Consider the following 22,557-nt stretch of genomic DNA (forward strand, 5'->3'; position numbering starts at 1 on the left):
TTGCACTCCAACGCGGTTGCGTAGACACTTTGAAAAGGTTCTGAGGCGAGACCCGCAGCGCAGACGGGCTAGTTTTTGCCGCGCAGGCGCGAGCCTGGCAGCCTGCGCAGGGGCCGGGCCGCTGGCGGCACGCTGCGCATGGGGCGGCGGCCGTTGCCTGCTCCAGTGTCTGCTGCGGCGACTGTATCCCCCGCCCTGCCCGCCTGGGCCTGCTCCAGCCGCAGCTGGGCGAGCGCAGTCTCATGCTGGTGGCTTTGGAGCGCCATGGCCTGCGCATGTGCTGCTTGCGCGCTCTGCAGCTGGTGCTGCAACTGCTGCACCTGGGCCTGCGCCTGCTGCAGCTGCGCGGCTTGCTGCTCACGCTGGCCCTGCAGGGTCTGGCGGTCTTGCTGCCATTGGGCTTCGAGCTTGGCCAGCTTTTCTTGCTCGGCGCGCTGGGCCGCCATTGCCTGCTTGGTCTCCTGGCGTGCGCGGTCGAGCTCTTGCAATGCCCTGTGCTGCTGCAGCTGGGTGCTGTGCTGCAGCTCCCGCAGCTGCTCGGCATGGGCCAGGTCGGCCTCATCGCGGGCTTTGCGGTTGGCAAACAGCTCCTGCTCCAGCGCCTGCAGGCGCTGCTGCTGGGTGGCGGCAAACTGGTCTTTTTGCCGGCCGGCCTGCTCCAGATCAGCCAGGCGCCCGCTTTGCATCTTGATCTGGGCATGGGCTACGGCGAGCGCCTGCTCGGTGGCGGCGCGTTGCTGGGCCATCAGGCTGCGCTCTTGCGCCAGGGCTTGCTGAGCGTCGTCTAACGCTTGCTGCTGCGCCTGCAGATCCTCGCGCACGGGCTCCAACAGCGCATCGGCCGCTTGCGATGCCTGCGCTTGCACCTGCTCCCAGACCTGTTGCAGCGCCTGCACCAGCACGGGCGGCAAGCCGTTGCCGAGAGCGCTATCAGGCTCGCCATTGAGGGCGCTGCCCCCGCCTCCCGCTCCCAGGCGCGGCCCCAAGGTCGCAAACCAGGCCTCCAGCATGGGGCTTACCGTATTGGGCGAGCCCCGGCCGATCTTCTGGCGCACCCGCTCAATCGTCGGCCGTTTGCCCTCTAGCAGCAGCGCATCGGCCGCCTGCCAGACATCTTCTTTTTGCACGCTGCGCGTGGCACGCGACATTTCCATTTTTTGACCCCTTTTCCGATTACTATCGATAAGAGATTGTTATCGCAAGTAATTCGTCTGTTGTATGTAATATATCATACATAGCATGTAATATTTAATTAATATGAAGTCTTACATACCACTTCCTATACCGGTAGATACGGATTTGCTGCCCGCAGCGCCGCCTGGCGCCGCGCCATTGCAGCCTGAGCTGCTGTCCGCATCGGCGCAAGACGCATTACATGCGCTGCGGCTGGAGGCTGCCTCTGAAAACACCACCAACAGCTACCAAGGGGCGCTGCGCTACTGGGCCGCCTGGTACTGGTTGCGCTATGGCCAGGCCATTGCCCTGCCGCTGCCGGCCAATGTGGTGCTGCAGTTTGTGGCTGACCACGGCGAGCACCTGGGCGCGCAAGGCGCGCAGTCGGGCCTGCCGCCGGCGCTGGACGCGCAGCTGGTGCAACTTGGCTTCAAGGGAAAACGGGGATCATTGGCGCATTCCACCCTGGTGCACCGGATTGCGGTGCTATCCAAGGCGCACAGCCACCAGGCCCTGCCCAATCCCTGCCACAGCACGGAAGTGCGCGAGGCACTGCAGCACCTGCGCAAGGCCTATGCGCGCCGGGGCATGCTGGAGCAGAAAAAGGCCGCCCTCACCCGCCCCTTGCTGGAGCAGCTGCTGGCCACCTGCGATGAAAGTCTCAAAGGCCGGCGTGACCGCGCCTTGCTACTGTTTGCCTGGGCTAGCGGTGGGCGCCGGAGATCAGAGGTGGCGGACGCGCGCATGGAATGGCTGCAGAGCATGGGCCCGGGCCAGTACCTCTATGACCTGCGCCTATCCAAAACCAACCAGAGCGGATCCGCCCGGCCGGAGAACTTCAAGCCCGTCGTTGGCGTGGCCGGTGCGGCGCTCGCCCAGTGGCTGGAGGGCTCGGGCATCCGTGAGGGCGCGATATTTAGACGCGTGTTCAAGAATGGCCTGGTGGGCGACTCGGCACTGAGCGCGCTGTCGGTCAACAACATCGTCAAGGAGCGCTGCGCGCTCGCGGGGGTTGAGGGGGATTTTTCTGCGCACTCGCTGCGCTCGGGCTTTGTGACCGAAGCGGGCCGGCAGAACATGGCGCTGGCCGACACGATGGCGATGACCGGCCACCAAAGTGCGGCGACGGTGCTGGGCTATTTCCGCGCCGAGGCGCCTCTGGCCAACAAGGCAGCGCGCCTGCTTGATGACCCGCAGGCCGACTGAGCCTGCAGCGCAGTGCCTTGGGTCAATCCAGTGCGGTAGGCAGCAGCAGCACCAGCAGCATCAAACCGCCCAGCAGCACCAGCTGGTGCAGCATGTAGTAAGGCAGGCTGTGGCGCCCCAGCCAGGCGAGGCTGCGGCTGGCCCAGCTTTGCGCAGGCCGCGCCAGGTAGGCCTGCAGCCAGGCACCGGGCTTGGCCATCTGTTGGCGGCCAACGCTCAAGCCCAGCAGCATCACGCCCAACCAAGGCAGGATCGGAACAAAATCCTCGGTCGCGGGCTTGCGCGTCACCAAGCCCAAGGGGCTGAGCGGCTTAGTGTTGAGCCACTCGACAAGCGCGGCAGGCAAGCTGCTGGCGGCATAGTGGTAGAGGCCTGGCGCGAGCATGCAAAGCATCGCCAGGCACAGCAGCAGACGGTCACTGCAGCCATGCAGCAGGCGCAGTAGCAGCAGCATCACGGCCATGCCATGGAGCACGCCAAAATAGATAAAGCTGTTGGGAAACACCAGGTAGGAGCCGGCGCTGACCAGCAGCGCGCAGCCCGCTACCTGCGCCCAGCGCTGGTAAAACCGGGTGGCGCTGGTCTGCTTGCTCTGGGCTGCGGCTTGGGCCAGGCCTGCGCACAGCAGGAACAGGCTGACAATGGCGCTGCGCTGCCAGGTCCAGACAGGGTCGTGGTAGAAATCCTGGCGCCACAGCTGCAGGTGGCTCAGATCAAAGCAGAGGTGGAAGACCGTCATCCAGACCATTGCCAGGCCTCGCAGCACATCCAGGTGGTCCCAGCGATCGCGCGGCGCGCGGGGCTTTGAATCGGCGTAGGTGACAGGGTGGAACTGGGTGGGCATAGGTCAATGATGGAGGCTGCGCTATCGTGCCACATCTGCACCGCAGCTGCTGCCTGGCGTTGCTGGCAAGCAGCAAACCCAGCCACCGTTTTCAAAGATTCCAATATGAAAAAGCCTGTCGCATTTGCATGCAACAGGCTTTTAAATAATGGTCGGAGCGGTGGGATTCGAACTCACGACCCTCTGCTCCCAAAGCAGATGCGCTACCAGGCTGCGCTACGCTCCGACTAAGCATCTATTGTAACCCGATTTTGGAGCGCGTTTGGAGAAATCAGAACTGATCTTCTCGTTGCGCTACGCAAGCCGGGTGTCAGCTCCTGCGATTTGCGCCACAGGCCCCCGCCTTGCTACGGCAACGCAGCCCGGATGGTGGCCGGTGGCGACCGCCGCTTAACCTGCTGCCTTGGCGCTGGCTGCGCCGTTCTCTGCCAGCGGCGCGCTGTCCCAGCTGCCGCCCAGTGCGCGAATGAGCGCAATGGTGGCCGTGTACTGGGCGGTGCGCACCTGCAGCGCCTGGCGCCGGTTGCGCAGCTCGTTGCGGCGGGCGTCGAGCAGTTCGAGCTGGCTGACCAGGCCGTTGCGGTAGCGCACATCGGAGAGGTGCGTGGCGCGCTCGGCCGACTGCACGGCCTGGCCCAGCACCGTGGCTTGGCCTTGCAGCAGGCGCAGGCTGCTCAGCTGGTCTTCCACCTCGCGAAAGGCCCCCAGCACCTGGCCGCGCTGGGCCGCCACTGCCGCTTCCAGCCGGGCCTTGGCGCCCTCTTCCTGCGCCTCGCGCTGGCCGCCGTCAAACAGCGGCAGCGACAGCAGCGCGCCCAGGCCCCAGGAGCGGGCCGACCATTTGAACAGGTCGCCCAGGTCGGGCGAGGCAAAGCCGCCATTGCCGGTCAAGGTGATCGCCGGAAACCAGGCCGCTTGCGCCACGCCCACGCGGGCCTGTGCGGCCAGCACGCTGGCTTGCGCGGCCGACACATCGGGCCGGCGGGCCAGCACGGTGCCTGGCACACCTGCCGGGATCACCGGCAAGCGCACCTCGCCCTGGGCAGCGGGCAGCACAAAGCCGGTCGCCACCTCGCCCACCAGCACTGCCAGCGCATTGCTGAGTGTTGCCTGCTGGCGTTCCAAGGCCAAGGCCTCGGACTCGGTCGCCGACACCTCGCTTTGCATGCGCACCACCTCCAGCTCGGCGGCGTCGCCCGCGTCAAAGCGGCGCTGGATCAAGCGCAAGGTGTCGCGGTAGGCGGACAGGCTTTGCTGCACCAGCTGCTGCTCGGTTTGCAGCGCGCGCAGCTGCAGATAGGTCTGCGCCACATCGGACTGCACCATCAGCCGCGTGCTTTGCAGCAAGGCGGCACGGGCATCGGCGTCAAGCTGGGCAGCTTGGCTGGCTTGCGAGAGACGGCCAAACAGGTCGACCTCGTAGGACAGGTTGAGCCCGGCCGTCACCAAGGTCGCCGGCTGCAAACCATTGCTGGTGTTGGCACCGGCCTGGCGCGCCGCGCCGCCGGAGACGCCCACTTGCGGCAGGCGCTGGGCATCGGCCGAGCGCAGCAGCGCCCGGGCCTCTGCCAGGCGGGCTGCGGCCGTTTGCACATCGGTGTTGGCGTCCGCTGCGCGCTCGACCAGCTGGGTCAGCTCGGCATCGCCAAAGGCCAGCCACCAGGCGCCCCGGGGCTGGGCCTCGGCCGGGGCCGCCGTGGTCCAGGAGGCCTGGTCCTGCGCTGTGCTGAAAGCGGCGGGCACCGGCACGCCAGCGTTTTGTACAGCAGGCGGCAGCGCGGTTGCGCAACCGGCCAGCAGCAGGGCCGCCGCCAGCGGCGTGAGCAGTTTCAAGCGCAGGGGGGCCAGCGCGCGGCGCAGGCTTTGGCCCACCGGGCCCCGCCCGGCGTTGGCATGGGTAAATAGGGTCATTTTTTGCATGTTGTTCTTCTCTTATTCGTCATGTCCGCGCGCCGCGGCCAAGATGGGTTGGCCCGAGCCTGCGCCATGCACGGGGGCTGGCACCGGCGTCGTGATCGGAGCCACATGGGCGCCATGCTGCTTGAGCGGGCGGTTGCCTGCGAGCTTGCGCAGCAGTACATAGAACACGGGGGTCAGGAAAAGACCAAACGCGGTCACACCAATCATCCCGGCAAACACCGCCACACCCATGGCGCTGCGCATCTCGGCACCGGCGCCCTTGGACAGCACCAGCGGCAGCACGCCCATGATGAAGGCCATCGAGGTCATCAGGATGGGGCGCAAACGCAGGCGGCTCGCCTCAATCGCGGCTTGCACGGGGGTGCGTCCGGCAAACTCCAGCTCACGGGCAAACTCCACAATCAAGATGGCGTTCTTGGCTGACAGCCCCACCAGCACCACCAGGCCGATCTGGGTGAACACATTGTTGTCGCCATGCGAGAGCCAGACACCGGTCATGGCGGCGAGCAGCCCCATCGGCACGATCAGCACAATCGCCAGCGGCAAGGTCAGGCTTTCATACTGCGCAGCGAGCACCAGGAACACCAGCAAGATAGCCAGCGGAAAGACGAGCGCTGCCGAATTGCCCGCCAGGATTTCCTGGTAGGTCAGCTCCGTCCATTCAAAGCTGATGCCCTGCGGCAAGGTCTCGGCAGCAATGCGCTCTACCGCTTCGCGCGCCTGGCCCGACGAGAAACCGGGGGCGGGGCCGCCATTGACGTCGGCAGACAGGAAGCCGTTGTAGCGCATCGCACGCTCAGGGCCAAAGCTGGGCTCGAGCTTCATCAGCGCCGACAGCGGCACCATCTCGCCGGTGGTCGAGCGCACCTTCAACGCGCCCACATCTTCGGCACGGGCGCGGAATCCCGCATCCGCCTGAACCCGCACGCTGTAGGTGCGGCCAAACTGGTTGAAGTCATTGGCATACAGGCTGCCCAGGTAGATCTGCAGGGTCTCGAAGATGTCGGTCACCGGCACACCGAGCTGGCGCGCCTTGGTGCGGTCGATATCGGCAAAGAGCTGGGGCACATTGACCTGCCAGCTCGAGAAGATGCCGGTCAGCTCAGGCGTCTGGTAGGCCTTGGCCATGAAGGCCTTGACCGCGCCGTCCATCGCTTCGTAGCCGAGCGACGCCCGGTCCTCGATCTGCAGCTTGAAGCCGCCCGTGGTGCCCAGGCCCGACACGGGGGGCGGCGGGAACATGGCGATAAAGGCGTCCTGGATCTGGCCAAAGGCCTGGTTCAGTTGGCCGGCCACGGCGCCACCGCTTTGGTCGGCGCGGGTGCGCTCGGCAAAGGGCTTGAGCGAGACAAACACGATGCCGGAGTTCGAGCTGTTGGTGAAACCATTGATCGACAGACCGGGGAAGGCGATGGCGTCCTGCACATTGGGGTTGTCTTTGACGATATCGCCCATGCGCTTGATCACGTCTTCGGTGCGGTCCAGGGTTGCGCCATCGGGCAGCTGGGCAAAACCGACCAGGTACTGCTTGTCCTGCGCCGGCACAAAGCCGCCGGGCACCATATGGAACAGGCCCCAGGTGGCACCGACAAGCGCCAGGTAGACCACAAACATGCCGGCCTTGTGGCCAATCACGCGGCGCACGCCGCCACTGTAGGCTTCCGAGCCACGGTGGAAGACGGCATTGAAGCGGCGGAAGAAGCCACCCAGCACACGGTCCATGCCACGGGTGAGCGCATCCTTGGGCTCGTCATGGCCCTTGAGCAGCAGCGCTGCCAGCGCCGGCGACAGGGTCAGCGAGTTGATGGCCGAGATCACTGTGGAGATGGCGATCGTCACCGCAAACTGCTTGTAGAACTGGCCGGTCAGACCACTGATAAAAGCCAGCGGCACAAACACCGCGACCAGCACCAGCGCAATCGCAATGATCGGGCCCGAGACTTCGCGCATCGCCTGGTAGGTGGCTTCACGCGGGCTCAGCCCCGCTTCAATGTTGCGCTCGACGTTCTCGACCACGACGATCGCGTCATCGACCACGATACCGATGGCCAGCACCAAGCCAAACAGGCTGAGCGCATTGATCGAGAAGCCCAGCAGGTGCAAAACGGCGAACGTTCCCACGACCGATACCGGTACGGCCAGCAGCGGAATGATGGAGGCGCGCCAGGTCTGCAGGAACACAATCACGACGACCACGACCAGCGCGATGGCTTCGAGCAAGGTGTGGATCACCGAGTCGATGGAGGCGCGCACGAACTGGGTCGGGTCATAGGCGATGCGGAACTCCACGCCTTCGGGCATGTTCTTTTGCAGCTCGGCCATGGTGTTGCGCACGTTTTCCGAGATCTCGAGCGCATTGGAGCCCGGGGCCTGGAACACGCCCATACCGACGGCCGGTTCGTTGTTCAACAGCGAACGCAGCGAGTAATCTGCCGCGCCCAACTCCAGGCGGGCAATGTCGCGCAGGCGCGTCACCGCACCGTCCGAGCCGGTCTTGACGATGATGTCGCCAAACTCTTCAGTGCTGGACAGGCGCCCCTGGGCGTTGATCGACAGCTGCGTGTCCACGCCGGGCAGACCGGGCGATGCACCGACGACGCCGGCAGCGGCTTGCACATTCTGGCCGCGGATGGCGGCGACCACATCGCTGGCCGACAGGCCGCGTTGCGCCACCTTTTGCGGGTCGAGCCAGGCACGCATCGAGTAATCGCCACCGCCAAAGATCTGCACCTGGCCGACGCCCTGGATACGCGCGAGGCGGTCCTTGACATTGAGCACGGCGTAGTTGCGCAGGTAATCGATGTCATAGCGGCCATTGGGCGAGACCATATGGACAACCATGGTGATGTCGGGCGAACTCTTAACTGTCGTCACGCCCAGGCGGCGCACTTCTTCGGGCAGGCGCGGCTCGGCTTGCGAGACGCGGTTTTGCACCAGCTGCTGGGCCTTGTCCGGGTCGGTGCCCAGCTTGAAGGTCACGGTCAGGGTCATCACGCCATCGGTGGTGGCCTGGCTGCCCATGTAGAGCATGCCTTCGACACCGTTGATGGATTCTTCGAGCGGCGTGGCCACGGTTTCGGCGATCACCTTGGGGTTGGCGCCGGGGTACTGGGCGCGCACCACCACCGAGGGTGGTACCACCTCGGGGTACTCCGAGATGGGCAAGGCCCGCATGGCGATCAGCCCTGCCAGAAAGATCAGCAGCGACAGCACGCCCGCAAAGATCGGGCGGTCGATGAAAAATCGGGATAAATTCATACGCTTGGCTTTTTTGTTATCGGTTTAGGCGGCTGGCTTGGAGCCATCGTTGGCTGCCTGCTGCGCATCGTTCTTGAGCTCGGACTTGCTGGACATGGGCACATCCTGCGGCGCCACCACGGCGCCGGGCCGCACGCGCTGCAGGCCGTTGACCACAATGCGCTCGCCGGCTTTGAGGCCCGAGGTCACCAGGCGCAGGCCTTCAAACGGCGCGCCCAGCTGCACTTCGCGGTATTCGGCCTTGTTGCCCTCGCCCACCACCAGTACAAACTTCTTGCTCTGGTCCGTGCCCACCGCACGCTCATTGATCAGCAGCGCTTGCTGGCTGTGGGGCTGGCCCATGCGCACGCGGGCAAACTGGCCGGCCATCAGCGCGCCATCGGCGTTGTCAAACACCGCACGCACCCGCACCGTGCCGCTGCGCGCATCGACCTGGTTGTCAATCAGCTGCAGGTGGCCGTTGTAAGGGGTGGCGCCGCTCGTGCCCACCCCCATCTGCACGGGAATGCTCTCGATCAGCGCCCGCGCGCTCTTGCCCTGGCGCAGGCCTTGCAGCGCGTTGGTCACGATTTGCTCGTCGGCATCAAAGCTGGCGTACATGGGGTTGACGGACACCAGGGTCGTGAGCACCGGCGCGCCGGCGCCGGCACTGACCAGGTTGCCCACGGTCACATCGATGCGGCCCATGCGGCCGGCCACCGGCGCGCGCACCTGCGTGTAGCCCAGGTTCAACTTGGCCGTCTGCAACGCGGCCTGGGCGGCGCGCAGGTTGGCGTCTGCCTCACGGCGGGCATTGCTGCGCTCGTCGAGTTCCTTTTGCGCAATCGCGCGCTCTTCCCACAGGCGTGCAGCACGCTCGGCTTCGCTTTGCGAATAGCCCATGCGCGCCTTCGCGGCCACTACCTGGGCTTCGGCACGGTCTACTTCGGCGGCATATGGCGCAGGGTCCACCGTGAAGAGCAGGTCACCGGCCTTGACCAGGGCGCCTTCCTTGAAGTGCACCGCCTGCAGCGCGCCGGCCACACGGGGGCGCACATCGACGCGCTGCACGGCTTCGAGCCGGCCGGAGAATTCGTCCCAGAGCTGCACATCCTGCTGCAGCACCTGGGCGACGGAGACCGGCATCGCGGGCGGCGCTGCGGCCTCGGCCGGGGCACTCGCGTGCGAGCTTTGCAGGCCCAATGCCGTGCCGCCGGCAGCTACCACGGCGGCTGCCAGTCCGATGGCCGTCCACCAGCGGCGTTGAGGGGAAGAAGAAGTTTTGTTGTTGCTCATGGCCAAGTCCTGATGTGTGCGTGAATCGTTTTTGAGGTTTCTTGCGGCAACGGCATGCCCCTGCGGCTAACAACAGCCGACAGAAAATCCTTGCCCATCCGGCAATGCGTTGCGAGAAAGCGTTTTTAAGGGTGGTGAAGGCGCAGCCGGCCGCCGCCACTCCCCGGGCTTTACCGGGAAGAGGCGCCGCTCATGCCTTGCGCTTCGTTCAGGGGATCAGGCTTGCGCCCGACATCGGGATGTCTCGAAGAAAAGTGCCAGTTGTTCCAGCACCGCCCCGGCACAGGGACAGGGCTCGGGAGCTCGGGGCTCGAGCAATGCATCGGGCCACTGTTGCGCGACCTTGAACACATGCTGCTGCACCAGATGACCGGCTGCCTGCAGGCGGCTGGCATAGGCCAGTGCCTCGTCGTGCATCGGGTCTTCATCGCCCACCATGATGAGCGTTGCCGGCAGCCCAGCCAGGCGCTGTGCCATCGCGGGCACGGCGTAGGGATGGATACCGTCATAGGTGCAGCCCAGGAACTTGCTCCAGCCCTCGGCCCATTTGCATTCCGTCGCATCGCCATTGGCAGCGCGAAGCGATGCCGTGCCGGCGCAGGGATTGAGCATGGGTGAGAGCAGGATCTGCCCTGCCAGCGGCGGATGGCGTTGATCACGCGCCATCAAGCACACGCCGGCCGCCAGGTTGGCGCCCGCCTCCTCACCAGCCACATACATCGGCGCACCTTTGCCGGCAAGGCGTGTGCGATGTTTGTAGCTCCACTGGAGCATTTCATATCCGATCTCCAATGGACGCGGAAATGGATGCTCAGGCGAGAGCGGGTACGCCACCGACACCACACGGGCACCTGCTGAGGCCAGCAGACCCGCTACGGTGCAGCCACTGTCGAGATCGCCTTCAACAAAAGCGCCGCCATGAAAATGCAGCACCAAGGGCGAAGGCTCGCCCGACTTGCCTTTGCTACCGTACAGGCGCACGGCCACCGACTCGCCCGACGCCGTCGGAGCGACGGTGTCGATGAAGTCAGGAGCCGGTGAACGGGTTTTTACGGTGGTGTCAGACATAAGCTAGCCCGGTGGAAAGTAGGCATGGGGTAAATGTAGTTGCGTTGCTGCAACCGATCAATCCGCAAATTATGGCCGCACTATTTCCAAATCAGGAACAATGGCATGATCTTTGGCGTGTGAGAATCCACCTACTTTGGCGCGCGCGTGCGCGACAGTGCAAGCACAGTGCAAGGAGAGGCAGATGGATCAGATACAGGCAATGCGGGTGTTCGCGCGGGTCGTGGAGTCGGGCACCTTCACGCTTGCGGCCTCGTCGCTGCAGCTGCCCAAGGCCAGTGTGACCAAGCATGTGCAGGCGCTGGAAGACCGGCTGCGGGTCAAACTGCTCAACCGCACCACGCGCCGCGTGACCGTCACCACCGACGGCGCTGCCTACTACGACCGCGCCGTGCGGCTGCTGAGCGATTTTGATGAGCTCGAAGCCAGCATGAGCCAGGTGCGGGCCACGCCGCGCGGGCGCCTGCGTGTGGACGTGGGCACCTCGATCGCCCGGCTTTTGATCATTCCGCAGCTGGCATCCTTCCAGGCGCGCTACCCCGATATCCAGATCGACCTGGGTGTGACGGACCGTACGGTGGACCTGATTGCCGACAATGTGGACTGCGTGATCCGGGGCGGCGAGTTGCGTGACCAGTCGCTGGTGGCGCGCCGCGTGGGCAATGTGGAGTTTTCGACGGTGGCCTCGCCCGGCTATCTGCAGCAGTACGGCACGCCCCAGCATCCGCGCGATCTGGAAAACGGCCACAACAGTGTGATTTATTTCTCGCCAGTGACCCAGCGCCGCTATCCGCTGGAGTTTCAGCACAACGGCGAGGTCATCGAGATGACCAACCCCTCGACCTTGGCCGTGAACGAAGCCAATGCCTATACCACCAGCCTGCTCAGCGGCCAGGGCGTAGGACAGATCACCAGCTACCAGGCGCGCGAATACCTGAAAAGCGGTCAGCTGGTGCAGATCCTGCCGGAGTGGACCCAGCCTCTGCTGCCAGTCTATGTGGTCTACCCGCCCAACTCGCACCTGAGCGCCAAGGTCCGCGCCTTTGTCGACTGGGTGGTGGAGATTTTTGCGGCCGATCCGCTGCTGCAGTGCAAATAGCGCACTGCGCTCATGGATCTGAATCGCTGCAGGGCGGAGGCACGCGGGGCGAATGCACCCGGTGCGCCGCGCAGGCCTCGCTGCCTTCGATGTGGCTTTTGAGCACCGGCACCAGGCTGTCTTCATCGAGGTTGCCGTACCAGACGCCATCGGGATAGACGATCATCAGCGGCCCCTGGTTGCAGGGGTACTGGCAACTGGTCTGCAGCAGCTGCAGCTGCTGCTTGAGGGGCGCACTGGCCTGCACCGCCTGGCTGAGCCGGGGCCATAACGCTGCAGCCCCTTTGGCTACGCAGCGCGGCCCCATGCACCACAGCACATGGCGCTGGTGCGCGGGCACCGTGCTCCACGCCACGGGGTCGGTTTGCCAGCCCTCGTCGCCCTCCTCGGCCACCACATCGGGCTGGGATGTTGCGAGCGCCAGGTTGTTCAGCAAGGCGGGCACCAAGCCATCCGACTGCAGCAGCGGCTGCGCAAATACCAGCTGGGGCCGGGCATCTTTGGCCTGGCTGGCGAGCCAGCGCATGGCGACCTTTTGCAGCCAGCGCCGCAGGGCGGGCTCATCGGGCACCATGACCGGCTGGATGACGATGGTCTGCCGCGCCAGATCGGCCGGCGCAAGTGCAGCGCAAAGGCTGTCCAGCGCCTCGGGCAAGGCCGGCTGGTTGCGGTCCACAAAGGCCAGCTGCATAGGCAGGCCCGGAGCTCCCTGCTGGCAGGCCTGCAGCAAGGCCTGCAATTCGTTCTTGGCGGCGGACCCCAGGCCGCCCCGGCCCAGCAGCAACAAGGCATCGGGTGGTTTAGCCATGGGGTTTGTCCATCCAGTAGCTAACACGGGCCTTGTCCAGGCGCGGATGGCGGTCCACCAGGGACTCGACCTGGAACACCCGTGCAATGGTCTGCGGCGTCAGCACCTGCTCTGGCCAGCCTTCGGCCTCGATCGCGCCGTCCTGCATCACATAGAGGCGGTCGCAGAACTGCGCGGCCAGGTTCAGGTCATGCACCACGATCAGCACCGTGCAGCCCGAGGCACGCACCAGGCTGAGCAGCTCCAGCTGGAACTGGATATCCAGGTGGTTGGTGGGCTCGTCCAGAAACAAAAGCTGGGGCTGCTGGGCCAGTGCGCGGGCCAGCAGCACACGTTGGCGCTCGCCGCCCGAGAGCGAGGACAGCGGATGGCCTGCCAAATTGCTGGCCCGCACCTGGGCCAGGCAGTCGCTGACGATGGCCTTGTCCCGGGCACTGTCCCTCGCCCAGAGCGACTGGTGCGGGTAGCGGCCCATCATCACCAGCTCCTGCACCGTGCAGTCAAAGCCCAGGCCAGACTCCTGGCCCAGCACGGCCGCCTGCTGTGCAAACTGGCGGGCGCTCATCTGCCAGATATCGCGGCCCTGCAGCTGTATGCGGCCACCGGCCTGGGGCTGCAGCACGCGGTAGAGCATGCGCATCAACGTCGATTTACCGCAGCCATTGGGGCCGACCAGACCGACACATTCGCCCTTTGCCACTTGCAGGCTGGCTTGGCGCACGATTTGCGTGGCCTGGGCGCCGTGGCCGGCGGTCCAGGACAGGTTGCTGGCCGTCAGCATCATGCGCTGTCTCCCGGCATCGCACTGGTGCGGCGCCACAGCATCCAGATAAAGAAGGGCCCGCCAATGAGCGAGGTGATGACGCCCACGGGTAGCTCGCTGGGCGAAAACCAGGTGCGCGCGGCCAGATCGACCAGCACCAGAAAGCTCGCCCCCATCAAGGCGCTGACCGGTAGCACGCGGCGGTGGTCGCTGCCCACCAGCATGCGCGTGATATGGGGGATGACCAGACCGACAAAGCCGATGGCGCCACTCACCGCCACCATGGTGCCCGTCAGCAGCGACACCACCACAAACAATTGCAGGCGCAGGCTGGCAGTGTTCAGCCCCAAGGTGGCCGCGCCCTCATCGCCGATCAGCAAGGCATTGAGCTGGCGGGCGCAGAGCAGCAGCCACAGCAGGCCCAGGCCCAGCACGGCTGCGGGCAGGCCCAGGGCGCTCCACTGCGTTGCGGCCAGGCTGCCCAAGGTCCAGGTCAGCAAGGCATTGGCCAGCTCGCGCTGTCCGGCCGTCAACGTGATGAGGCTCGTGACCCCCATCAGCATGTAGCCGATGGCCACGCCGCTCAGGATCAGCCGGGTCGCGTGCAGGCGCCCCTGCTGCTGGGCCAGCGCATAGACCAGGGCGGTAGCCAGCAGTGCACCGATAAAGGCGCCTGCGGTGATCGCATAAAGGCCAGCCGCCGCCAGGCTGCCATAGGCCAGCACCGAGACGGCCCCCACCGATGCCCCCGAGGACACGCCCAGCATGTAGGGGTCGGCCAGCGGGTTGCGCACCATCGCCTGCATCACCACGCCCACGACGGCCAGGCCGGTGCCGACGAGCGCCGCGAGCAGCACCCGGGGCATGCGCACCATCCAGACAATCTGGTAGTGCTGCTGGCTGATGCCGCCCTGCCCAGCATCGGGCTGCCACCCGCCGCCCAGCAGCTGCTGCCAGATGACCGACCACACCGTTGACGCGTGCAGCGATGCCGAGCCCCAGGTGATGGCGGCCAGGCCGCTGGCCAGCAGCAGGGCCAAGAGCAGCAGCAGGCACAGCGCCAAGGACCAGGGCGCGCGCCGCTGGCGTTCATGCAGGCCGTCGCAGCCCGGCGCATGGCTCACGGCTTGGGCTCCGCTGCAGGCAGCCAGGGAACGGAGTCCACGGTGATACGGCGATCCGGGTGCAGGGCGGCAGCCAGGCGCTGGGCCACATGCACATTGCGCGGGCCTGGGGTGGCTTCGGCATAGCTGATGACAAAAAAGCGCTGCTCGCGGATCGCAGACACCCCAGCCAGCTCAGGCTTGGCGCGCAGAAAATCGATCTTGCCCTGGGCGCTGGGCCGGCCATAGTCGATGATGATGATCCATTCCGGATCGCGGGTGATCACATCCTCCCAGTTGCCCTTGGGCCAGTTGCTGGCGATGTCGGCAAAGATATTGCTGCCGCCTGCGGCATCGAGCATGGCCTGGGGCATGCCAAAACCGCCCACGGTCGTGGGTATCTTCTCGCCGCTGTCAAACACAAAGACGCGCGGCCTGTGCGTATTGCCCTGCATCTGCGCGGCCAGCTGGTCGATCGAGGCCTGCAATTTGTCAATCTGCCCTTGCGCTTGGGCTTCGATAGCAAAGATACGCGCCACATTGCGCAGGTCTGCCAAGGTGTCGCCCAGCGCCACACGCTCGCGCTTTTGCACATGGATGCAGGACTCGGACAGCACATAGCTGGCCACGCCATGCTGGGCCAGCAGCTCGGGCGTCACCCCGCCGGGGCGAAAGCCATAGCTCCAGCCGCCAAACACAAAGTCGGCGCGGGCCTCGAGCATGTTTTCCAGGTTCATGTCCTGCGATGACAGCTTGGGCACCTGGGCGAGCTGGGTCATCAGCTCGGGGCTGATTTCCTTGCGCGACGGTATGCCCGAGTAGCCGACCAGCCTGGGCCCCAGGCCCAGAAACAGGAACATCTCGGTGATGTTCACATCGTGCGTGATGGCACGCTGCGGCACCCGGTCATAGCGCTGGGGCTGGCCGCAGACATCGATCTCCAACGGCGCAGCCCGCAGGCCTGCGGGCACTGCTGCCGCTTCGGCCATGGGGATGGCCGCCGCCTGGCTGGGGCGGCTGGGCGGCTGCTGGCCCCCTGGCCGGTCGCAGCCGGTCAGCACCAGGGCAGCAGCTGCCGCCAGGGCACGCAGGGTTTGCCGGGAAGCGCTTGTGGTCATGCTCTACCTTGCTCAGAAACGCAGATGGGCCATTAGCTCAAAGCTGCGGCCATTGCCCATCAGCCATTGCGAGCCGTAGGACGATGCAGCATAGCGTTTGTTGGCCAGATTGCGGCCCACCAGGTTCAAGGTGGTTGTGCGGTTCAGGTTCCAGCCCAGCACCGCATCGGCCACCGTGTAGGCGGGGAGCTGCGCGGTATTGGCATTGCTGGTGTAGCGGCTGGCAACATGGCGCAGGCCCAGCGATGCGCGCCAATCGCCCGTCTGGTAATGGGCCCAGGCATTGGCCGTGTAGCGCGGTACATTGGCCGGCTGGTTGCCAGCGCGGTCAATGGCTGTGGCGCCTTCGAGCAGCTCGTCGAACTGGGCATCCGCATAGCCCAGGTTGCCCTCGAAGCGCCAGGCCTTGGTCGCCCGCCAGCTGCCTGCCAGCTCGATCCCCTTGGACGACTGCTTGCCGCCCTGGATCAACAGCGCTGGCCGGTCCGGATCGCGGGTGATGATGTCCTTCTTGCGGATATCAAAGACCGCCAGGGTCCATTCGCCCTGGCCATTGGGCAGCTGCTGCTTGATGCCCACTTCCACCTGGCGGCCTTTGCTCAATGTAAAGCCGGTTTGCGACTGGGTCAGCGACAGCAGGCTGTTGACCGGGTCATGGCCGGTACTGACCTGGGCATAGAGGCTGGTGTTCTGGTCCAGCTTGTGCGTGAGGCCCAGGCGCCAAGAGGTGCCGCCCAAGGTCTTGTCAAAGCGGGCTTGGCTCAGCAAATCCATGCGGTCAAAATCATAGAGGTCGCGGCGCAGGCCGGCCATCAGCAGCCACTGCTCGCCCAGCTTCCAGGCGTCTTCCAGGTAGAAGGCGTTTTGGCGGATGCGCGAGGTCATGCGCGGCTTGTAAGGGTCTGGGCTGTCCCAGTAGCCACTGGTGCTACCGGTCAGCGGCACATCGGATTCACCGGTATAGGGCGAGCTGTTGAGCGCAGTGAACTTGGCCTGCGACACATCCCAGCCCATCGCTATCTCATGCTGGCCGGGCTTGAAAACGGCGCCTAAGCGGTTGCCGCTTTGCTCCAGGTCGTGGCCGATCTCCAGGTAGTCGTAGCGGTGAACCGTGCGCGTGCTGGCATCGTAGTCATAGCCTTCGATGTTCTTCCAGTGGCGGTCGGCCTTCATATGGTAGGTCTCGTTGCGCAGCACCAGCGCCTCGCTCACATTCCACTCGGCCCTCAATTTGTAGCGCTGGTCCTTGTAGTGGATGTCGCTGTCGAGAAAGTTGAAATTGCGGTCGCCCAGCGCCGCCACCGGCTTGCCATCGACCACCGGGGTGCCAAAGTAGCGCTCGGGCCTTTGGTCGCTGACATCGGCCGTCAGGTCCAGGCGCAGATCGCTGCTCGCCTGCCAGCGGATGGCGCTCATGATCTTCTTGCTGTCGCTGTTTCCCAGTTGGCGCTCGCCATCGGTGCGATCGCCGTAAACATCCAGGCGGTAGCTCAGGCTGTCGCTCAGCGCGCCGGTGCTGCCCAGGCCCGCGCGGGCGGTGCCGTGGGAGCCAGCGCCCAGCAGCACTTCGGTCGATGTACTGCGGCTGGGTTCCTTGCGCACCGCGTTCACCGTGGCGCCCATGGTGCCGCTGCCGTACATCAGCGATGCGGGGCCGCGCAGCACATCAAAGCGCTCATAGCCCCAGCTGGAATTGGGATAGGCCACGGTGCCGGCTGCAACCCCCAGGCTCAGCCCGTCTTCGGCCACGCCGACCGAGTTCACACCGGTAAAGCCCCGGCTGGAGAACGACAGCCCGCCATTGCCAGGCGTGCCATTGGCACTCAGGCCCACGCTGCGGCCCACGGCATCGACCACCTCGTAGTCGGCACGCTCTTGTACCTGCACGGCCGAGACCGAGCTGACACTGGCGGGCAGGTCCTGCAGCGGCACGGCCAGCTTGCTCGCCGAGGTCGACGGCAGCTGGAGCGCATTGGGCTCGCTGCGCTGGTCGCTCACCACCACTTCAGGCAGTGAGGCTTCTTGGGCATGGGCTACTGCGATGCCCAAGGCGGGCAAACACAGAACACAGGAGCTGCCTACCAGGCGCAAGGAGGAAGAGAGCCGCTGGGCGGCCAGGAGCCGGTTTTTCGGAAAAGGAACTGCAGTCATTTGAACAAAAGGCGCTAACTGCCTGATGCGGGGGCTGCACTGCACGCGGTCACCCCCCAAGACGGGGTCGCGCGAAGAACCGCCGTCCACACCCCGCAGACAGTTGAGAGAGCACGTGCTGGCCAGAGGCACAGCGCGCACTGCGACTAGGAACAGGCCGGTCTCCGGGCTTACAGGCGGTGCAGCGCAGGCGCTGACCCGGTAGCCGGTCTTCCCAGGGTGCGGGTGTCTTATTGCCTGGCAGGCGTGGACACTCTCTCAACCCCAGTGACTGGGCCCGCGTGGGAGCGGGCCGCATCGGCTACGTTTCCTGTCTACCGTTGCGGGGGCAGCCAAGGCTTGGGGGAGCGCACTCCCGACCTTGTTCCCGTTTCACTCGCATGCGAGCACCTGTAGATAGGCTTTTTTCAAAGCGCAGCCAGTGTACCAGCCGCAAGCCCGGGCAGTGCCTTTTGGCCATGGCCTGTGTCAGCTGGGCGATACAGCGCATGCCCCAGTGGCTGTATCAGCCCTGCGGCAGCCGCGTCGCATAGCCGATGAAGTCAGTGCTGCGCAGCTGGCCCAGCAGCCACTGCCGAAAGCTGGCCTGGATTGGGCGCTCTCCCCCGCCCCGGCGGGTGTAGAGGTGGAACTTGGGCGTTCTGTCCATCGGCAGTTGGCGCAGCAGCTCGGCCCCAAAGGGTGCGAGCAGCTTGCCGCTGTGGATATAGCTGAGCGCATCGACATAGGACAGCAGGCCCACGCCCTGCCCGCTGAGAACGGCTTGCAGCATCGCATCGTGCGTGTGCAGCAGCATGGGGCTGACATGCTTGCCGCCGGGCTCCAGGCCCAGCATCGCATAAATGTCCTGCCACAGACTGTTGTGCGTCAGCGGCGATATCAGCCGGTGGTGCGGCAAATCCTGCGCTGTCTCCACCGGGTGCTCGGCCAGCAGCTGCGGCGCAGCCACGATCACCTTGAGGTCTTCGAGCAGCGGCGTTTCATCGAGGTGGTCCACACCGCCGTAGCCCCAGACAATGGCTGCATCCAGATCGCCGCTATCGAACGAAGGCAGCTCCACACCGATGGAGATGCGCAGATCGAGCTCCGGGTAATCCTTGGTGAACGAGGGCAGCGAGCGGATCAGGTACTGGGTTGCAAAGTATGGGCTGACCTGGATATGGAACTGCGCAGCCTTGTAGTGGGAGCGCACGGCTTCCAGCCCCTGGCTCAGTGCATCGAGCCCCTGCTCCACATAGTGGTACAAGGTCTGCGCCTCGGCGCTGGCCGCCAGGCCCCGCGCGCCGCGCTCGAAAAGTTGCACATCCAGCGCACTTTCCAATTGCTTGAGTTGCTGGCTGGCGGCCTGTGGCGTCAGGCACAGCTCGTCGGCCGCCTTGCGGATCGAGCCATGGCGGTAGACGGACTCGAACACGCGCAGTGGCTGCAGGGGCGGGAGCTTGTATTTCATGGAGGAGCGCCAGGCCAGGAGAGGCAGAGCCCGGGCTGGCGATGATTATAGGTCGCAGCCCGGCGCCCAGCGGGCCGGCATGCCACCGCTCTTGCCTGCTGCGCCCTGCCCCGCTGATGCATAAAAAAACGCATCCAGAAAGGATGCGTTCGGGCTGGCGCAGCGCTCAGCAGCGCATGGCCTTACTGGACCGGATCACCATGCATCGGCAAACCGGTGCGGTCCCGGCTGCTGACCAGGGCGATGAGGCCAATGATTGCCGCGCCAATGAGGTAGTAGGCAGGCACGACCGGGTTGCCGGTGCGGGCAATCAACCAGGAGTTGATCATCGGCGCGGTGCCGGCAAACATCGCCACAGCCACGTTGTAGCTCAGCGCCATGCCCTTGAAGCGCACGCTGGTGTGGAACATCGAAGGGATGATCGAGTAGATGCTGCCCAGCAGCATGGCCAGACAGAAGTTGAGCACCATCAAGGACAAGATCTTGGCGGCGGTGCTGCCTTCGAGCAGCAGGTGAAAGCAAGGCACGGCCAGTACCGCAATCGCCAGGCTCGCAGCGATCATCATCGTCTTGCGACTGAGCTTGTCGGCCAGCAGGCCCATGATCGGGATCATCACCACCAAAAAGAGCTGCGGGCCCAGCGAGAGCTTGAGGCCGGTGGCCACATCGACATGCAGCGCGCTGACAAAGTAGGTCGGGATATAGGTGACGACGGTGAACAAGGTGACATTGGTCACGATGATGATGCCAGCGGACTGGAACAGCTCTTTCTTGTGCGTGGCGAACAGCACCTTCCAGCTCGCCTGGGCCAGTGCGTCATGCTGCTGCTTCATGGCCATGAAGGTGGGGGTCTCTTCCAGGTACTTGCGGATATAGAGGCCAATGGCGCCCAGCGGCAGCGCAATCAGAAACGGAATGCGCCAGGCCCAGTCCAGGATCTGCTCGGCGCTGAAGAACATCGTCAGAATGGCCGAGACCGAGGCACCGAAGAAAAAGCCCGCCATGCAGCCCACCTCAACCCAGCTGGTGAGCAAGGTGCGGTTGCGGTCGCGGCAGTACTCGGCCACAAAGATGGCCGCGCCACTGGCCTCGCCACCGGCCGACAGCCCCTGCATCAGGCGCAGCACGATCAGGAGCAGCGGCGCGGCAATGCCGATGCTCGCATAGCCGGGCAGCACGCCAATCAAAAAGGTGGAGATCGCCATCATGATGATGGTGATGGTCAGCACCCGCTTTCTGCCGTACTTGTCGCCCAGCGAGCCAAAGAAGATGCCGCCAATGGGCCGGGCAAAAAACGCAATCGCAAAGGCCGCCCAAGATGCGGTGATCTGCATGGTGGGCGAGCTGGTGGCAAAGAACACCTTGCCCAGCACCGCTGCCAGGTAGCCGTAGACCGAGAACTCGAACCACTCGACAAAGCTGCCCACCACCGAGGCCAGCACTACGCGGTTGAGCTCCTTGGACTGCACCGCGCGCGGCGCCGCCGCCGCATGGGGGGATGACCAGTCCGAAAGGCTTGCACTTGGGGGGGCAAAGCCATCTGCCATGGGATTGTGGGTGCGCATCGGGAAGTCCTTGGTGTCCTGCAGGGGGAGAAAAATGGGAAAGGACCAGCGGCTATGCCGCTGGACTTGGGCACGCGATCAGGCCGGGGGCAGCGGCGTGGCCTGGGCGTAATCGGTTTTGGCTTGTTCGGCGCTGATATAGCCATAAGCCACATCGCGCTGCACCAGCGCGGTGGGGCGCAGCGCCGCATCGCCGTTGCCGCCACCGCCGGGCAAGTCCAAAATCAATCGGCGCCCAGCCGGGATCTGCTGCTTGCCCTTGCCGCGCAAGGCGGTGCCGTCGTCCAGCGACACCTTGCCCAGTGCGCCGCTTTGGCCGCCGTTGTGGCCGCGCGCTGCAAAATGCACGCGGTCAAACATGGCGTTCAGGTCAAACTCAAAGCCTTCTGCCGAGCCCACCTCGATGCGCTGGCCCAGGCCGCCCCGCCAGCGGCCGGCGCCGCCCGAGTTGGGCCGCAGCTCCTTGCGCCAGATGATGATGGGGCCGATGCTCTCGGTCACCTCGACCGACATGGCCTGCACGCCACTGGGGAAGGCGGTGGCGCTGAGGCCATCGCTCGAGGGGCGCGCGCCGGTGCCGCCGGTGTTGAACATCAGGATCTCGTGCTGCTGGTTGCGCGTGGCCGGGCTGATGCCCTTGAAGCGCATCTGCAGGTTCCACAGCGAGCTGGCCCCTTCGGCCGGAATCTCACCCTGGCAAATGGGCTGCAGCGCACCCAGCACCACATCGGGGATCAGATGGCCGATGACATGGCGCACCGAGACCGGGCGCGGGCGGTGGGCATTGAGGATGCAGTCCTCGGGCGCGCTGATCTCAAAGGGCTCCAGCGAGCCCCAGTTGTTGGGGATCTCCGGCGCAATCGCGCATTTGAGCGCATAGGAGGCATAGGCCTTGGTGTAGGTCAGCGGCACATTGATGCCGTAGCGGCTGGGATCCGAGGTGCCGGTGAAGTCGGCTCGCAGCTGGTCGGCCGCAATCTCCACGGCCACGACCAGCTCGATGGGCTTCTCGTATCCGTCCACGGTCATCGCGTAGCGCTGCGTGCCGTCGGGCAAGGCGGCGATGCGCTCGCGGGTGGCGCGCTGGCTGTTGGCAAAGATAAAGCCGGCCAGGTCTTCCAGGTCATGGAGCCCGAACTCGTCGAGCATGCCCTTCAAGCGGCGCATGCCCGTGGCATTGCAGACGGCCAGCGAATGGAAGTCGCCAATCACCTGGTCGCGCTCGCGCACGTTGTTGCGCAGGATCTCGATCAGGTCCTCATTGAGTGCGCCGGCGCGGAAGAACTTCATCGGCGGAATGCACAGGCCCTCCTCGTAGACATCGCTGCCGTCCGGGCCAAAGCCGCGCCCGCCGATGTCCACCACATGGGCGGTGGCGGCAAAGTAACCGATATGGGCGCTGTGGCCATCGCGGCCATAGAAGACTGGGGTGACGACGGTGATGTCGTGCAGGTGGCCGGTGCCCAGCCAGGGGTCGTTGGTGACCAGCACATCGCCATCTTGCAGCGTGTTGCGCTCAAAGCGTTTGGCGAAATGCGCGACCGACTCGGCCATCGAGTTCACGTGACCTGGGGTGCCGGTCACGGCCTGGGCCATCATGCGGCCCTGCTTGTCGAACACGCCGGCCGACAAGTCCCCCGCCTCCCGCACGCTGGTGCAAAAGGCGGTGCGAATCAAGGTGACCGCCTGCTCTTCGACCACCGAGATAAGGCGGTTCCACATGATTTGGTAATGAACGTCTGTATTGTTTGCCATG

Annotated in this window: 16 protein-coding genes, 1 tRNA gene and 1 riboswitch; of the genes, 2 read left to right on the forward strand and 15 right to left on the reverse strand. The window is 65.1% G+C overall.

Annotated elements, in window-relative coordinates; genetic code table 11:
- Positions 1-68: 68 nt before the first annotated feature.
- Positions 69-1,154, reverse strand: coding sequence for a DNA-binding protein (locus F0Q04_RS13700; protein ID WP_182341335.1), 1,086 nt, complete (start codon positions 1,152-1,154; stop codon positions 69-71).
- A 103-nt stretch (positions 1,155-1,257) separates the two neighbouring features.
- Here F0Q04_RS13700 and F0Q04_RS13705 point away from each other — a divergent pair, with 103 nt between their 5' ends.
- Positions 1,258-2,379 (forward strand): site-specific integrase, encoded by a 1,122-nt coding sequence (locus F0Q04_RS13705; protein ID WP_182341338.1) that lies wholly within the window; start codon positions 1,258-1,260, stop codon positions 2,377-2,379.
- A gap of 22 nt (positions 2,380-2,401) precedes the next feature.
- On the opposite strand, the gene F0Q04_RS13710 is transcribed toward F0Q04_RS13705, so the two are convergent.
- From F0Q04_RS13710 to F0Q04_RS13735, 6 genes are all read right to left on the reverse strand, one after another.
- Positions 2,402-3,223, reverse strand: coding sequence for a DUF1624 domain-containing protein (locus F0Q04_RS13710; RefSeq protein ID WP_182341341.1), 822 nt, complete (start codon positions 3,221-3,223; stop codon positions 2,402-2,404).
- Positions 3,224-3,372: 149 nt separating this feature from the next.
- Positions 3,373-3,449 (reverse strand) — tRNA-Pro (locus F0Q04_RS13715).
- Positions 3,450-3,613: 164 nt separating this feature from the next.
- A complete protein-coding gene (locus F0Q04_RS13720; protein ID WP_182341344.1) occupies positions 3,614-5,134 on the reverse strand; it encodes an efflux transporter outer membrane subunit in 1,521 nt (506 codons plus the stop codon).
- Positions 5,135-5,155: 21 nt separating this feature from the next.
- Positions 5,156-8,401, reverse strand: coding sequence for an efflux RND transporter permease subunit (locus tag F0Q04_RS13725; RefSeq protein ID WP_182341347.1), 3,246 nt, complete (start codon positions 8,399-8,401; stop codon positions 5,156-5,158).
- Positions 8,402-8,425: 24 nt separating this feature from the next.
- Positions 8,426-9,676, reverse strand: a complete 1,251-nt coding sequence (locus tag F0Q04_RS13730; protein WP_116925668.1) for an efflux RND transporter periplasmic adaptor subunit — start codon at positions 9,674-9,676, stop codon at positions 8,426-8,428.
- A gap of 216 nt (positions 9,677-9,892) precedes the next feature.
- Complete coding sequence (locus F0Q04_RS13735) at positions 9,893-10,744, reverse strand: alpha/beta hydrolase (protein WP_021028037.1); 852 nt, start codon at positions 10,742-10,744, stop codon at positions 9,893-9,895.
- Positions 10,745-10,928: 184 nt separating this feature from the next.
- Between F0Q04_RS13735 and F0Q04_RS13740 the strand changes: the two genes are divergently transcribed.
- Entirely contained in the window at positions 10,929-11,843 is a 915-nt protein-coding gene (locus F0Q04_RS13740; protein ID WP_116925669.1) for a LysR family transcriptional regulator, read from the forward strand.
- 10 nt (positions 11,844-11,853) lie between these two features.
- Here the strand turns inward: F0Q04_RS13740 and F0Q04_RS13745 are convergent, their stop codons facing one another.
- The 8 genes from F0Q04_RS13745 to F0Q04_RS13780 all read right to left on the reverse strand — a co-directional run bounded on the left by F0Q04_RS13745 (position 11,854) and on the right by F0Q04_RS13780 (position 22,556).
- On the reverse strand, positions 11,854-12,651 hold the full coding sequence (locus tag F0Q04_RS13745) for a (2Fe-2S) ferredoxin domain-containing protein (protein ID WP_182341351.1): 798 nt from the start codon (positions 12,649-12,651) through the stop codon (positions 11,854-11,856).
- Positions 12,644-13,435 carry an ABC transporter ATP-binding protein gene (locus tag F0Q04_RS13750; RefSeq protein WP_182341354.1) on the reverse strand — a complete coding sequence of 264 codons (792 nt, stop codon included), beginning with the start codon at positions 13,433-13,435 and terminating at the stop codon, positions 12,644-12,646. Before F0Q04_RS13750 ends, F0Q04_RS13745 begins: the two co-directional genes overlap by 8 nt.
- Positions 13,432-14,538 carry a FecCD family ABC transporter permease gene (locus F0Q04_RS13755; RefSeq protein ID WP_232539341.1) on the reverse strand — a complete coding sequence of 369 codons (1,107 nt, stop codon included), beginning with the start codon at positions 14,536-14,538 and terminating at the stop codon, positions 13,432-13,434. The genes F0Q04_RS13750 and F0Q04_RS13755 overlap by 4 nt, the downstream gene beginning before the upstream one ends.
- Positions 14,535-15,635: an ABC transporter substrate-binding protein gene (locus F0Q04_RS13760; RefSeq protein WP_182341357.1), complete on the reverse strand. Its 1,101-nt coding sequence runs from the start codon at positions 15,633-15,635 to the stop codon at positions 14,535-14,537. The genes F0Q04_RS13755 and F0Q04_RS13760 overlap by 4 nt, the downstream gene beginning before the upstream one ends.
- Before the next feature lie 12 nt (positions 15,636-15,647).
- Entirely contained in the window at positions 15,648-17,684 is a 2,037-nt protein-coding gene (locus tag F0Q04_RS13765) for a TonB-dependent receptor (RefSeq protein WP_232539342.1), read from the reverse strand.
- A gap of 239 nt (positions 17,685-17,923) precedes the next feature.
- Positions 17,924-18,195, reverse strand: a riboswitch (cobalamin riboswitch).
- Between the two features lie 96 nt (positions 18,196-18,291).
- Positions 18,292-19,236 (reverse strand): LysR substrate-binding domain-containing protein, encoded by a 945-nt coding sequence (locus F0Q04_RS13770; protein WP_182341363.1) that lies wholly within the window; start codon positions 19,234-19,236, stop codon positions 18,292-18,294.
- 182 nt (positions 19,237-19,418) lie between these two features.
- Positions 19,419-20,801 carry an MFS transporter gene (locus F0Q04_RS13775; protein ID WP_182341366.1) on the reverse strand — a complete coding sequence of 461 codons (1,383 nt, stop codon included), beginning with the start codon at positions 20,799-20,801 and terminating at the stop codon, positions 19,419-19,421.
- Positions 20,802-20,879: 78 nt separating this feature from the next.
- On the reverse strand, positions 20,880-22,556 hold the full coding sequence (locus tag F0Q04_RS13780) for a hydantoinase B/oxoprolinase family protein (protein ID WP_182341369.1): 1,677 nt from the start codon (positions 22,554-22,556) through the stop codon (positions 20,880-20,882).
- Position 22,557: the final 1 nt, after the last annotated feature.

Origin of the sequence: Comamonas koreensis (genome assembly GCF_014076495.1) — a bacterium.
Taxonomy (GTDB): Bacteria; Pseudomonadota; Gammaproteobacteria; order Burkholderiales; family Burkholderiaceae_C; genus Comamonas; species Comamonas squillarum.